This is a genomic window from Frigoribacterium sp. PhB116, from assembly GCF_004364285.1.
Lineage (GTDB): Bacteria > Actinomycetota > Actinomycetes > Actinomycetales > Microbacteriaceae > Frigoribacterium.
Genome location: NZ_SOBE01000002.1, coordinates 990,796 through 1,003,803, shown reverse-complemented (window position 1 = coordinate 1,003,803; position 13,008 = coordinate 990,796). Strand labels below are relative to the sequence as shown.

Here is a 13,008-nt window from a genome sequence, read left to right as displayed (position 1 = left end):
TTCGTGGTCGTGGCGTCGTGCGGTCGAGGTGCCGGCCCCTCGCGGCACGATCCTCGGAGGATCGTCGCGGGGGTACGCCGGACGACCACCTCGATGTGCCGCCTGAGATGGCCCGGGAGCACCGTGCTCGCTCCTGGTGCAAGCGTACGTGCTGAGGCCGCCGCGCGCCTGCCGCCGCACCCGATCGTTACGAGATCCGGCACCCCGAGTTCGGGGGCTGCCACGGGACGACGGAGCGCCCGCCCCGACGTGGTCGGGACGGGCGCTCCGGCTGGCTGCCGATCGAGGACTAGACCTCGACGGACTCGTCGTTCGACTGCTCGGCGGCACCGCTCGAGTCGGTGTCCGCCTCCTCGGCGACGACGGGCGCCAGCGACAGCTTGCCGCGGTCGTCGATCTTGGTGATCTCCACCAGGATCTTCTGTCCGACCCCGAGGACGTCCTCGACGGCCTCGACGCGCTTGCCGCCGGCCAGCTTGCGGACCTCGCTGATGTGCAGCAGGCCGTCCTTGCCGGGGAGGAGCGAGACGAAGGCGCCGAACGACGCGATCTTGACGACCGTCCCGAGGAACTGCTCGCCGATCTCGGGGTTGGTCGGGTTCGCGATCGCGTTCACCTGGGCGCGGGCGGCCTCGGCCGAGGGACCGTCGACGGCGCCGATGTAGACCGTGCCGTCCTCCTCGATCGAGATGTCGGCACCGGTGGTGTCCTGGATCGAGTTGATCGTCTTGCCCTTCGGGCCGATCAGCTCGCCGATCTTGTCCTGCGGGATCTGGACCGAGATCACGCGGGGCGCGGTCGGGGCCATCTCGTCGGGCGCGTCGATGGCCGAGTTGAGCACGCTCAGGATGGCGGTGCGCGCCTCCTTGGCCTGCTTCAGGGCGGCGTCGAGGACGGCGGTCGGCAGACCGTCGAGCTTCGTGTCGAGCTGGATGGCCGTGACGAACTCGGACGTGCCGGCGACCTTGAAGTCCATGTCGCCGAGGGCGTCCTCAGCACCGAGGATGTCGGTCAGCGCGGCGTAGCGCGTCTGGCCGTCGACCTCGTCGGACACGAGGCCCATGGCGATGCCCGCGACCGGCGCGCGCAGGGGCACACCGGCGTTGAGCAGCGACAGGGTCGAGGCGCAGACGGAGCCCATCGACGTCGAGCCGTTGGAGCCGAGGGCCTCGGACACCTGACGGATGGCGTAGGGGAACTCCTCACGCGACGGCAGCACCGGCACGAGGGCGCGCTCGGCGAGGAAGCCGTGCCCGATCTCGCGACGCTTCGGCGAACCGACACGGCCGGTCTCGCCGGTCGAGTAGGGCGGGAAGTTGTAGTGGTGCAGGTAGCGCTTCTTGGTGACCGGGCTCAGCGAGTCGATCTGCTGCTCCATCTTCAGCATGTTCAGCGTGGTGACGCCCATGATCTGGGTCTCGCCGCGCTGGAAGATGGCGGAGCCGTGCACGCGCGGGATGACCTGGACCTCGGCGTCGAGCGGACGGATGTCGGCGAGGCCGCGGCCGTCCATGCGGACCTGCTCGGTGAGGATGCGGTCGCGGACGACCTTCTTCGTCGCCGACTTGTAGGCGGCGGAGACCTGACCGGTGGCCTCGGCGGGTAGCTCGCCCGCGTCGACCTTGGCCGAGATCGCGTCCTTGACCTTGCTCTTGAGCACGTCGTCGGCGTCCTGGCGCTCGGTCTTGCCGGCGATCTTGTAGACCTCGGCGAGCTCGGTGCCGGCAGCCTCGGTGACGGCCGCGAGGACCTCGTCCGTGTAGGGCAGGAACACCGGGTAGTCGGCGATCTCCTTGAAGGCCTGCGCGGCCATGGCCGACTGCGCGTCGACGAGCTGCTTGAGGAACGGCTTGGCCGCCTCGAGGCCCTGGGCCACGACGGCCTCGTCGGGCTTGGTGGCGCCGCCCTGGATGAGGCCCCAGGCGTGCTCGGTGGCCTCGGCCTCGACCATCATGATGGCGACGTCCTCGTTGCCCGCGGCGTCGGTGACGACACGACCGGCGACGGTGAGGTCGAAGACGGCCTCCTCGAGCTGCGAGGCCTTGGGGAACGCGACCCACTGGTCGCCGATGAGCGCGAGGCGCACGCCGGCGATCGGGCCGGAGAAGGGCAGGCCCGAGATCTGGGTCGAGGCGCTGGCGGCGTTGATGGCCAGTGCGTCGTAGAACTCGTCGGGCGCGATGCTCAGCACGGTGATGACGACCTGGACCTCGTTGCGGAGACCCTCGACGAACGAGGGGCGCAGGGGCCGGTCGATGAGACGGCAGACGAGGATCGCCTCGGTGGAGGGGCGACCCTCGCGACGGAAGAACGAGCCGGGGATCTTGCCCGCGGCGTACGAGCGCTCTTCGACGTCGATGGTCAGCGGGAAGAAGTCGAAGTTGTCCTTCGGCTTCTTGCTCGCGCTGGTGGCCGAGAGGAGCATGGTGTCCTCGTCGAGGTACGCAGCGACGGCTCCCTGAGCCTGCTGGGCGAGACGGCCGGTCTCGAATCGGATGGTGCGCTTGCCGAACTTGCCGTTGTCGAGGACGGCTTCGCCGAACTTGATCTCTGGACCCTCCATGTGGGGGCTACTCCTCTTTGTTTTGCATCGAGGCCCCGTGTGGGCATCGATGTGCATCGGGAGCGGGCGGCGAGGACGGCGTGAGGACACGCACGTGCAGCAACGCGACGGAGGCGGCGGCACGTCTGGTCAGCGGAAGAAACGGTCGGACCCGCCCCGCGACCCCGTGCCCGGGACTCTCCTGCGTGCACGTGTCGGGGCGTTCCGCCTGTCACCACCGGCGACCAGCAGCCAGACCGGCCTGCTCCGAGGGCGATGGTAGCACCCGGCCCCTCGGCGACCAGGGAGGCGACCCTCTCTCGGGGCGGCGCCCCGGGCCGGAGCCCCGGCTAGGGTCGACGGATGCACGCTCCTCGCCGCCCGCGCCCCGCCAGGACGCGCGCGGCCGGGACGCGCGCGACCTCCGCGGCCGCGATCGCGACCGCGGTCGCCTGCTCGGCCGTGCTCGTGCTCGCCCCCGGCCTGCCCGCCGTCGCCGGGGAGGCGCCGACCGGGGACGCCGCGTCGGTGCAGCAGCAGATCGACACGGTCGTCGGCTCGCTCGACGAGCTGGAGGCCGGCGCCGCCGACGCGAGCGAGCGCGCCGTGGTCGCCGAGGGCGCGAGCACCCGGGCCTCCGACGCCCTCGCTGCGGCTGCGGCTCTCTCGGACCAGCTCGACACGCGGTCCGCCGAGGCCGAGTCGACCGAGGAGGCAGCCCACCGGCAGGCGGGACAGCTCGCCGCGCACCTGGCCCGAGCCGGCAGCGGCGCGTCGACGACCAGCGTGCTGCTCGGCTCGGACCACCCGGACGAGGTGCTGCGCCAGCTCGGCACCCTCACCCAGCTGGGGGACCGCTGGCAGGTCGTGCTGGCGGACGCCACGACGAGCAGCAACGAGCTCGCCTCGCTCCGCGACCAGTCGGAGGCCGCACGCGCGGAACGCGAGCGCCTCGCGACGGAGGCGGCGCAGGAGGCGTCGGCCGCCTCCTCCGCCCAGGCCGCGGCCGACGGCGCGGTCGCGTCGGCGACGAGCCGCACCGACGAGCTCTACTCGCGTCTCGCCGCGCTGCGGCAGAGCACCCCCGACGCCGAGCGCACGGCCCGGCGGGACGCGGCGGTCCGCGCCAGCACCGAGCAGGCGGGCGCCGCAGCGGCGGACCGGGGAGCCGCCTCGAGCGGCAGCGGAGCCGGGACGACGGCACCGCCTGCCGTCGTGCCGGCACCGGCACCGGCCCCAGCGCCCGCGCCAGCGCCGGCGCCCGCACCTGCGCCCGCGCCAGCCCCTGTTCCTGCCCCTGCTCCTGCTCCTGCTCCCCCGGCCGGCGTCGTCAACGACCCGGCGGGCGCGAAGGCCTACGCGGCGTCCAAGATCGGCACGGGGTCCGAGTACACGTGCCTCGTGCAGCTCTGGAACAAGGAGTCGGGCTGGCGGACGAACGCGCAGAACCCCACGAGCGGCACGTACGGCATCCCGCAGGCGAACCCGGGGAGCCTCATGGCCTCAGCAGGGCTGGACTGGCGGACGAACTACCGACCCCAGGTCGACTGGGGCCTCAGCTACATCGCCGACCGGTACGGCACGCCGTGCGGCGCCTGGGGCTTCTTCGTCCGGAACAACTGGTACTGAGCCGGCCTCTCCGGTCTCCGTCGCGTCCGGGCTGCAGGCAGGACGAGAACGGCCCCCGCCCTGCTGAGCAGGACGGGGGCCGGAGTCGAGACTCGGAGGTCGACTAGCGACGCAGGCCGAGGCGACCGATCAGCGTACGGTAGCGCTCGATGTCGACCCTGGACAGGTAGCCCAGGAGGCGACGGCGCTGGCCGACGAGGAGGAGAAGGCCACGACGCGAGTGGTGGTCGTGCTTGTGCTCCTTGAGGTGCTCGGTCAGGTCGAGGATGCGCTGCGTCATCACGGCGATCTGGACCTCGGGGGATCCGGTGTCGCCGGGGTGGGTCGCGTATTCTTCGATGATCCGGGTCTTGACGTCAGGTGCGAGTGCCATTCAGGATCCCCTTCCAGTTCGTTGCGCGGCGCCCGTCACAGGATGTGCGAGCTCTCTTGTTCCGCGGCCGTTCAGACGGCAACCTGGCGAGCTTACCAGACGGGTGCCGGACGAGGTGAGCGACGCCGGGCTCGCGACCGGCGGCTGCTCGGCAGGACGAGACCGACGAACGCGGCACCGATCGCCGCGCCGATCGAGTTCATCAGGATGTCCCGCGGGTCGGAGAACCGCGTCGACGAGAGGGCTGTGGCCTGGTAGAACTCGATGGCGCAGCTCGCGGCGAAGCCGACCACGACGCCGACCCACCAGGCGCGCTTCGGGAGGAGCAGCGCGGGGAACATGCCCATGGGCACGAACATGGCGACGTTCGCCGCAGCCTCGACCCTGGCGAACGTGATCCAGCTCGCCTCCTCGTGCCGGCCGAAGAAGTCGAGGGCGCGCCAGAGCAGCTCCGACGTGCCGTCGCCGTAGACCGACGGGCGCAGCGTCATCCACGCCACCCCGGCGAGGTAGACGAGGCTGAAGAGGAGGAGGACGGCGCGGCGCATCCGTCCATGGTGCGGCACTGCGGCTCGGAACACGCTGCCCGGAGCCGAGGACCATCCTCACGACGGAGGCGGTCGACCCCGGGGAGGGAGGACCGGGAGGCGCCTCCTAGGCTGACGGGATGGACGAGACCACCGCCTCCTTGGCCGCTCTCTGGGCCCGGGTCGCGCAGCGCGCCGACCCGCTCCCCCTGTCGTGGATGCTGCTGGCCGTCGCCGCAGGGGCCGCGCTCGTGCTGCTGCCGGGCACCTGGCACACGGTGCGGCACGCGGTGACCGTCGTGCACGAGGGCGGCCACGGCCTGGCCGCCGTGCTGACCGGGCGGCGGCTGACGGGGATCCGGCTGCACTCGGACACGTCGGGCCTGACCGTCTCACGAGGCCCGCGGTCGGGGCCGGGCATGATCCTCACCCTCCTCGCGGGCTACACCGCCCCGGCGCTGGCCTCGCTGGGCGCCTCCTGGCTGCTCGGCGCGGGCTTCGCCGCCGGGTTGCTCTGGGCGTTGCTGCTGCTGCTCGCGCTGATGCTCGTGCAGATCCGCAACTGGTTCGGCCTGTGGGTCGTGCTCGTGGGCGCGGCCGTCGTCGCGGGCGTCACGTGGCTCGCGCCGGTCGAGTGGCAGCAAGTGTTCGGGCTGGTGCTGGTGAGCGTGCTGGGCCTGGGAGCCCTCCGCGCCTCCGTCGAGCTGCAGTCGAGCCGTCGTCGGGCGGCCCGCCACGGCGCGCGCACGGAGTCGGACGCCGACCAGCTCGCCGGGCTGACGCACGTGCCCGGCGTCCTCTGGGTCGGCGTCTTCGTCGGGGTCGCGGCGGCGTGCCTCGTGGGGGCGTCGCTGCTGCTGTTCCCGGGGTGGCTCGCGCCCTAGGCCCGGCTCGCGCCCTAGGCGGGAGCGCTGCCGAGGGCGTGCACGGGGATGCGCGACGCGAGGCGTTCGCGGCCGGGCAGGCCTTCGAGCTCGAGCAGCACGGCGATGCCGACGACCTCGTAGCCCGCCCGCTCGAGCAGGGTGACCGTCGCGTCGGCCGTTCCGCCGGTGGCGAGCACGTCGTCGACGACCAGCACCCGGGTGCCCGGGGGCAGCTGGCTCGGCCGCAGCTCGAGTGTCGCCTCGCCGTACTCGAGCGCGTAGCTCTCGCTCAGGACCTCGCCGGGCAGCTTGCCGGCCTTGCGCACGGTGAGGACGCCGACGCCCTGCTCGATCGCGATGCCGCCGGCGAGCGCGAAGCCCCGGGCCTCGATGCCCGCCACTGCGGTGAAGGCCCCGTCGAACGGCTCGGAGAGGGCGGCGGTCACGGTGGCGAAGGCGTCCGCGTCGGAGAAGAGCGGCGTGACGTCGCGGAAGAGGATCCCGGGGACGGGGAAGTCGGGGACGACGGCGATCATGCGGTCGACGAGGGCGGAGGCGTCGGAGGCGGTCATCCGGTCGACGCTACCGGCTCGCGGAGGCCGCGCCGCACCTCCTGGGGGCGGCGGTGCCGTGTGGGCCAGCCGCTCGTGACGATCGTGTGAACGGACGGCCCCGATGTCGGAGGCCGGTGACAGAGTCTGTCCATGACCCGCTACATCGTGCCCCCGTACCTGCTCGCCCACCTCGCCGCGGCCGACACCGAGCGCTTCGCACGTGCCCCCGAGGCGGCCCGGCACGGGCTGCTGCAGATCGACGAGGTGCGTGCCGCCCGCAGCGAGGCGCCGCCCGTGCGGCAGGGCGCCGTCGCCCGGGGCGCCGAGGTCGAGCGCACCATCTCCGACGCCCAGGGCACCGAGCAGCTGCCCGGGGTGCGGGTCCGCGGCGAGGGCGAGCCCGCGGGCGACGACGTCGCGGTGACCGAGGCGTACGACGCCCTCGGCGCGACGCACGCGCTGTTCCGCGAGGTCTACGGGCGGTCGAGCATCGACGGCGCGGGCCTGCCCCTCGACGCGACCGTGCACTACGGGCAGGACTACGACAACGCGTTCTGGAACGGCGAGCGGATGGTCTTCGGCGACGGCGACGGCGAGGTCTTCGGCCGCTTCACCGCCTCGGTCAGCGTCATCGGCCACGAGCTGGCCCACGGCGTCACGCAGTACACGGCGAACCTCGAGTACCAGGGCCAGTCGGGCGCCCTGAACGAGTCGGTCAGCGACGTCTTCGGGGCGCTCGTCGAGCAGCACCTGTTCGACCAGACGGCCGAGCAGGCGACGTGGCTGATCGGCGAGGGGCTCTTCACCGAGGCCGTCGAGGGCCGCGCGCTCCGATCGATGTCGGCGCCGGGCACGGCGTACGACGACGACGTGCTCGGCAAGGACCCCCAGCCGGCGCACATGGACGACTACGTCGAGACGACCGACGACAACGGGGGCGTGCACCTCAACTCGGGCATCCCCAACCGCGCGTTCTTCCTCGTCGCCGACGCCCTGGGCGGCCGCGCGTGGGAGCGGGCGGGGCAGGTCTGGTACGACACGCTGGTCGGCGGCGAGCTGTCGCCGACTGCCTCCTTCGCGGAGTTCGCCGCAGCCACGGTCTCAGCGGCGGCGGCCCGGTACGGCGCCGACTCGGAGGAGGCGCGGGCCACGGCCGCAGGCTGGCAGGGCGTGGGCGTGGGCGTCGAGCCGGCAGCCTGAGTCCTGGTCCCCCGAGTGCCGGACCTCACGCCCTCGGCAGCTCGGCGCCGCGGAGTAGCATCGCGGCCATGATGGTGACCGTCCAGAGGTCCGGCGGCTTCGCCGGGCTCACCCGCACCTGGCAGGTCGACGTCGCTGCCGAACCCGACACCGAGTCCTGGCTGGTGCTGCTCGACCTCGTGCCCTGGTCGGAGGCCCCCGCCCCGACCCAGCCGGTGCAGCCCGACCGCTTCGTGTGGGTCATCTCGGCGGAGACGTCGCCGGCGAAGAAGGCCAAGCTGCCCGAGCAACAGGTGACCGGGCCCTGGCGGGAGCTCGTCGACCGGGTGCGCGAGGTGAGCGACGCGGAGGGCGAGGGCGAGCGCGGCGCCGCGCACGACCCCACCGCGCCGGGCCACGGGGCCTAGTCGCGTGCCCTCTCGAGACACCGTCTTCGCGTCCGTGGCCGCACTCGTCGTCATCGGCGGTGCCGTCGGGATCGGGCTGGTCGGATCGGCGCAGCCGTCCCGGGTCGTCGGCGCCCAGAACGCCCCGCCCTGGCCCGTGCCCGCCGTGGGCGACCGGCTCGGCCGTGCCGAGCTCGCGGGCATGCAGAACGTCTGGGGCGAGGACCTCGCGATGCACGTGCACACGCACCTCTCGATCACGGTCGACGGCGAGGCCGTGACGATCCCCGGCGACATCGGGCACGACGCCGACACGAAGCTCGCCGCTCCCCTGCACACCCACGACACATCCGGCATCGTGCACGTCGAGTCGCCCCGACGGGAGTCGTTCGTGCTGGGCCAGCTCTTCACCGAGTGGGACGTGCACCTCGACGCCGTGAGCATCGGCTCGCTCGGACCCGACGACGGCCTCGAGCTGACCGCCTTCGTGGACGGGAGCCGCTGGTCGGGCGACCCGGCCGGCATCCGGCTGAGCGACTTCGAGGACGTCGCGCTCGTGCTCGCGCCCCGGGGCGAGACCGTGACCGCGCCTCCCGCGTTCGGCTGGCCGCCCGACTACCGCTGAGCGTCCCGGCAGAGGTGGCGGCAGGGGCAGGGACGCGGCACGCTGGAGGCATGGACGAGAAAGAGACCCTGCAGCGCTACCTCTCGAAGCAGCGCGCCGACCTGCTGGCGAAGCTCGACGGGCTCGACGAGTACGACGCCCGGCGTCCGCTCGTCGCGAGCGGCACGAACCTGCTCGGCCTCGTCAAGCACGTCGCGAGCGTCCAGCTCGGCTACCTCGGCGAGGTCTTCGACCGGCCGTCGTCGCAGGAGATGCCGTGGCTGACGGACACGAGCGAGCCGGAGGCGGACCTCTGGGCGACCGAGGACGAGACGCGGGAGGCGATCGTCGCGTTCGCTCGGCACTCGGCCGACCACGCCGACGCGACCGTCGCGGCGCTCGACCTGGACTCCCCCGGCGTGGTGCCGTGGTGGCCGGCAGACCGACGCGACGTCACGCTGCACTCCATCCTCGTGCACCTGTGCGTCGAGACCGCGCGTCACGCGGGCCACGCCGACCTCGTCCGCGAGCTCGTCGACGGCAGGCTCGGCAACGGACCGGCCGACCCGAACGTCCCGGACCGGGACGACGAGGGCTGGCGCGCCCATCACGACCGGGTCGAGGCGGCGGCCCGGGCCGCCGGCGCTAGCCGACGACCGTGAGGCGCTGCGTGGGCCGGGTCATCGCGACGTAGAGGCTCGCCGCGCCGCGGGCAGCGCCGGTGCGGATGCCCTCGGGATCGACGAGCACGACGCTGTCGAACTCCAGGCCCTTGGACGTCGCGGGGCTGAGCACCGAGATCGGCCGGGTCAGCGACGCCGTGCCCGGCGCCACCTGCCCGGGGAACAGCGGGTCGAGCCCTGAGACGAGGTCGACCACGAGGTGCTGCGGCGCGATGACCGCGAGCGTGCCCTCGGAGTCGATGCCGCGGTCGGCGGCGACCGCCTCGACGGCCGCGGCGACGAGGGCGTCGTGCGGCGCGCCTCCTCGGCTGACGCCCGCGGCGGCGAGGGCAGGCACCGTGATCTCGCGCACCGGCCACTCGCTCGACCGGACCGACCGGCTCGCCGTGATGGTCAGCCCGTTCTCGACGGCCAGGCGTTCGGCGTGCTCGACGATCTGGCTCGGCGTGCGGTAGTTGACCGTGAGTTCTTCGAGGCGCCAGGGCGCCGTGGTGCCGGCGACGCTCGAACCGCGACGACGGCCGAGCAGGGCCTGGAGCGCCCTGTCCCACGAGGAGGCGGCGGCCGGGCTGGACGCCTGGGCGATGTCGCCGACGACGGTGAACGAGCGCAGCGGGCAGCGGCGGGACAGCAGCCGCCACTGCATGGGCGAGAGCTCTTGCGCCTCGTCGACCACGACGTGCCCGAAGGCCCAGGTGCGGTCGCCCGCAGCGCGCTCGGACGTGGTCATCGACGCGGCGCGCTCGGCGAAGCCGCCGGCGATCTGCTCGGCCGACACCATGCCCTCGACGCCCATGTTCTCGATGGCGCGCTCGGCGTTCTCGATGTCGCGCTTGCGCTGCTGCTTGCGGGCCAGCTTGTCGGGGTCGACCCCGGCCTGGAACTCGCCGAGCAGCTCGGCCGCCTCGTCGAGCAGCGGCACGTCGGAGATCGTGAACTGCGAGCCGCGGGGACGCTGGAGCAGGGCCCGCTGCGCCGGCGTCCAACGCTGGGTGATGGTCGCGAGCCAGTTCGGGCGCGCGAACAGGTCCTCGACGAGCTTCTCGGCCGACAGGGGCATCCACGCGGTGTTGAGCAGCACCCGGACGTCGTGCGACTGCCGGATGTCCTCGCGCAGGACCGCCTCGTCCGACTCGTCGACCGTCGTGCCGTGCTCGCGCATCTGCGACACGAGCAGGCGGGTCAGCGCCGAGAGCGCCGCCTTGTTGAAGGTGACCCGGCCGAGGTTGTGCTGCTTGCCCCGCTCTTGTGCGCGCCGCATGGCCTCGCCGATCAGCTCGGGCTGCACGACGAGCCGCTCGCCGTTGATGTCGATCGTGGTCGCCTGCGTCGGCCGGACCTGCCGCGAGCGCACGGCTCGCTTGATCAGCTCGGCCATCTCGGCCGAGCCCTTGAGCGCCGCGACGTCCGGGGCGTCGTCGACCTGGGTCTCGAGGTCGGGGTAGAGCCCGCCGAGGCTCGACAGCACGACGCCGCTCTCGCCGAGCGACGGGAGGACCTGCTCGATGTACCGCAGGAACGACCGCGACGGGCCGACGATGAGCACGCCGGAGCCGCGCAGGCGGTCGCGGTGCGAGTAGAGCAGGTAGGCGGCGCGGTGCAGGGCGACCGCGGTCTTGCCCGTGCCGGGCCCGCCCTGGACGACGAGGACGCCGTCGAGCTCGGACCGGATGATCCGGTCCTGCTCGGCCTGGATCGTGGCGACGATGTCGGTCATGCGGCCGGTCCGCTGGGCCGTGAGGGCAGCCATCAGCGCGCCCTCGCCCTGCAGCTGCACGTCGTCGCGGTCGAGCAGGTCGGGGTCGAAGACCTCGTCCTCGAGGCGGGTGACGGCGCGGCCGGCGAGCGTGAGGTGACGGCGGGCCCGGACGCCCATCGGCGTCGCCGCGGTCGCCTGGTAGAAGGCGCTCGCGCCGGGCACCCGCCAGTCGAGCAGGATCGGGTGGTGCTGCCGGTCGCGCAGGCCGACCCGGCCGATGTAGCGGAGGGCGCTGCCGGTCTCGTCGGGCCGCTCGAGCTCGAGACGGCCGAACGCGAGCCGCTCGTCGACGGCGCCGAGCTGGGTGATCGTGTCCTCGTAGAGCTTCGCGAACGCGTCCCGCTCGCTGCGGCTCTGGTGGTTGCCGCCCACGGCTTCTCGCCGGGTGCTCTCCAGCCGCACGCGGGCGTCGGCCTTCAACTCGTCCAGACGCGCGTACAGCGTGGCCACGTAGGCGCGTTCGCGCTCGAGCTCAGATGACACCAGGTTTGCTCCACCCCTCGGGAAAAGACGGCACGCCAGTCTACCTGTGCCCGGGCGCGCCTCCGCCCCACCCGCGACGACGCCCGCGCCCTCCGAGGAGGACGCGGGCGTGTCGAGCCGAGCGGGTCGAGACCGCAGGCGGAGCTAGAACTCCTCGTGCGTCTCGGGGTCGCCGTCCCAGAGCCGGCCGCGCTCGAGGCCGCTGATGCGCGCCACCTCGTCGTCGGACAGCTCGAAGTCGAAGACGTCGAGGTTCTCGCGCTGACGGCCGGGGTCGGCCGACTTGGGCACGGGCACGGCGCCGAGCTGGACGTGCCAGCGCAGGACGACCTGGGTGGGCGTCTTGCCGTGGGCTCGGGCGATCTCGGTGACCACCGCCTCCTGCAGCAGCTCGCTCTGCTTGGCGAGCGGGCTCCAGCTCTCGGTGACGATGCCCATGCGCTCGTGCACCGCGCGCATCCCCGCCTGGGGGAAGTACGGGTGCAGCTCGATCTGGTTCACCACGGGCACGACGCCGGTCTCGTCGGCGACGCGCTGCAGGTGCTCCTCGGTGAAGTTCGAGACGCCGACGCTGCCGACGAGGCCGTCCTCCTGCAGCTTGACGAACGCGCGGAACGAGTCGACGTACTTGTCGACCCGCGGCAGCGGCCAGTGGATCAGGTAGAGGTCGACGAAGTCGAGGCCCAGGTTGGCGCGCGTCTCCTCGAAGCTCGCCAGCGTCTCCTCGTAGCCGTGGTGCCGGCCCGGCAGCTTCGACGTCACGACGAGCTCGTCCCGCGGCACGTCGACACGGCGGACGGCCTCGCCGACCGCCGCCTCGTTGCCGTAGTTGAGGGCCGTGTCGAGGAGGCGGTAGCCGGACTCGATCGCCGTGGCGACCTGGCCCGCGCCCTCGTCGCCGTCCATCCCGTACGTGCCGAGGCCGAGGGCCGGGATGGTCCGGCCGTCGGCGAGGCCGATCGAGGGGGCCGTCATCAGCTGACGCCGAGGAGGTCGATGACGAAGATCAGGGTCTTGCCGGAGAGCGGGTGCCCGCCGCCGACGGGGCCGTAGGCGAGGTGGGGCGGGACGACGAGCTGGCGGCGGCCGCCGACCTTCATGCCGGGGATGCCCTCCTGCCAGCCGCGGACGAGGGCCGCGAGGGGGAAGTTGATGGGCTCGCCGCGGCTCCACGACGCGTCGAACTCCTCGCCGGAGTCGAACTCGACACCGAGGTAGTGGACGTTGACGGTCGAGCCGGACTGGGCCTCGTCGCCGTCGCCGACCGTGATGTCAGTGATCTCGAGCTCGGTGGGAGCAGGAGCGGTGGGGGCGTCGATCTCGGGCTTGGTGCTGGGGTCGTGAGTCATGGCTCCATCCAACCACCGCCTCCTCGTGTCGTCGGGAGGAGGCGGGACGTCGA

13 protein-coding genes are annotated in these 13,008 nt (G+C 72.8%); 6 read left to right on the top strand and 7 right to left on the bottom strand.

Going from position 1 to position 13,008, the window contains the following annotated elements; genetic code table 11:
* Positions 1 to 289 precede the first annotated feature (289 nt).
* On the bottom strand, positions 290 to 2,563 hold the full coding sequence (locus tag EDF20_RS11135) for a polyribonucleotide nucleotidyltransferase (protein WP_123548687.1): 2,274 nt from the start codon (positions 2,561 to 2,563) through the stop codon (positions 290 to 292).
* A 342-nt stretch (positions 2,564 to 2,905) separates the two neighbouring features.
* Here EDF20_RS11135 and EDF20_RS15910 point away from each other — a divergent pair, with 342 nt between their 5' ends.
* Positions 2,906 to 4,171: a hypothetical protein gene (locus EDF20_RS15910; RefSeq protein WP_133738669.1), complete on the top strand. Its 1,266-nt coding sequence runs from the start codon at positions 2,906 to 2,908 to the stop codon at positions 4,169 to 4,171.
* Positions 4,172 to 4,274: 103 nt separating this feature from the next.
* Here the strand turns inward: EDF20_RS15910 and rpsO are convergent, their stop codons facing one another.
* Both rpsO and EDF20_RS11120 read right to left on the bottom strand, forming a co-directional pair.
* Positions 4,275 to 4,544, bottom strand: coding sequence for a 30S ribosomal protein S15 (gene rpsO, locus EDF20_RS11125; protein WP_123520309.1), 270 nt, complete (start codon positions 4,542 to 4,544; stop codon positions 4,275 to 4,277).
* Between the two features lie 92 nt (positions 4,545 to 4,636).
* A complete protein-coding gene (locus tag EDF20_RS11120; protein WP_133738668.1) occupies positions 4,637 to 5,092 on the bottom strand; it encodes a VanZ family protein in 456 nt (151 codons plus the stop codon).
* 119 nt (positions 5,093 to 5,211) lie between these two features.
* Here EDF20_RS11120 and EDF20_RS11115 point away from each other — a divergent pair, with 119 nt between their 5' ends.
* On the top strand, positions 5,212 to 5,955 hold the full coding sequence (locus EDF20_RS11115; RefSeq protein ID WP_133738667.1) for a M50 family metallopeptidase: 744 nt from the start codon (positions 5,212 to 5,214) through the stop codon (positions 5,953 to 5,955).
* 14 nt (positions 5,956 to 5,969) lie between these two features.
* Here the strand turns inward: EDF20_RS11115 and EDF20_RS11110 are convergent, their stop codons facing one another.
* Positions 5,970 to 6,509: an adenine phosphoribosyltransferase gene (locus EDF20_RS11110; RefSeq protein WP_133738666.1), complete on the bottom strand. Its 540-nt coding sequence runs from the start codon at positions 6,507 to 6,509 to the stop codon at positions 5,970 to 5,972.
* A 132-nt stretch (positions 6,510 to 6,641) separates the two neighbouring features.
* On the opposite strand from EDF20_RS11110, the gene EDF20_RS11105 reads away from it, so the two are divergent.
* From EDF20_RS11105 to EDF20_RS11090, 4 genes are all read left to right on the top strand, one after another.
* The gene (locus EDF20_RS11105) at positions 6,642 to 7,691 is read left to right on the top strand and encodes a M4 family metallopeptidase (RefSeq protein ID WP_133738665.1); all 1,050 of its coding nucleotides are present in this window, start codon (positions 6,642 to 6,644) and stop codon (positions 7,689 to 7,691) included.
* Positions 7,692 to 7,759: 68 nt separating this feature from the next.
* Positions 7,760 to 8,098: a protealysin inhibitor emfourin gene (locus EDF20_RS11100; RefSeq protein ID WP_123548679.1), complete on the top strand. Its 339-nt coding sequence runs from the start codon at positions 7,760 to 7,762 to the stop codon at positions 8,096 to 8,098.
* Positions 8,099 to 8,102: 4 nt separating this feature from the next.
* Positions 8,103 to 8,702, top strand: coding sequence for a hypothetical protein (locus EDF20_RS11095; protein ID WP_123548678.1), 600 nt, complete (start codon positions 8,103 to 8,105; stop codon positions 8,700 to 8,702).
* A 50-nt stretch (positions 8,703 to 8,752) separates the two neighbouring features.
* Entirely contained in the window at positions 8,753 to 9,343 is a 591-nt protein-coding gene (locus EDF20_RS11090) for a DinB family protein (RefSeq protein WP_123548677.1), read from the top strand.
* On the opposite strand, the gene EDF20_RS11085 is transcribed toward EDF20_RS11090, so the two are convergent.
* The 3 genes from EDF20_RS11085 to EDF20_RS11075 form a co-directional block, all read right to left on the bottom strand.
* Entirely contained in the window at positions 9,327 to 11,609 is a 2,283-nt protein-coding gene (locus EDF20_RS11085) for a UvrD-helicase domain-containing protein (RefSeq protein WP_133738664.1), read from the bottom strand. The genes EDF20_RS11090 and EDF20_RS11085 overlap by 17 nt on opposite strands.
* A gap of 141 nt (positions 11,610 to 11,750) precedes the next feature.
* On the bottom strand, positions 11,751 to 12,581 hold the full coding sequence (locus EDF20_RS11080) for an aldo/keto reductase (RefSeq protein WP_197980652.1): 831 nt from the start codon (positions 12,579 to 12,581) through the stop codon (positions 11,751 to 11,753).
* Positions 12,581 to 12,955, bottom strand: a complete 375-nt coding sequence (locus EDF20_RS11075; protein WP_133738663.1) for an FKBP-type peptidyl-prolyl cis-trans isomerase — start codon at positions 12,953 to 12,955, stop codon at positions 12,581 to 12,583. Before EDF20_RS11075 ends, EDF20_RS11080 begins: the two co-directional genes overlap by 1 nt.
* Positions 12,956 to 13,008: the final 53 nt, after the last annotated feature.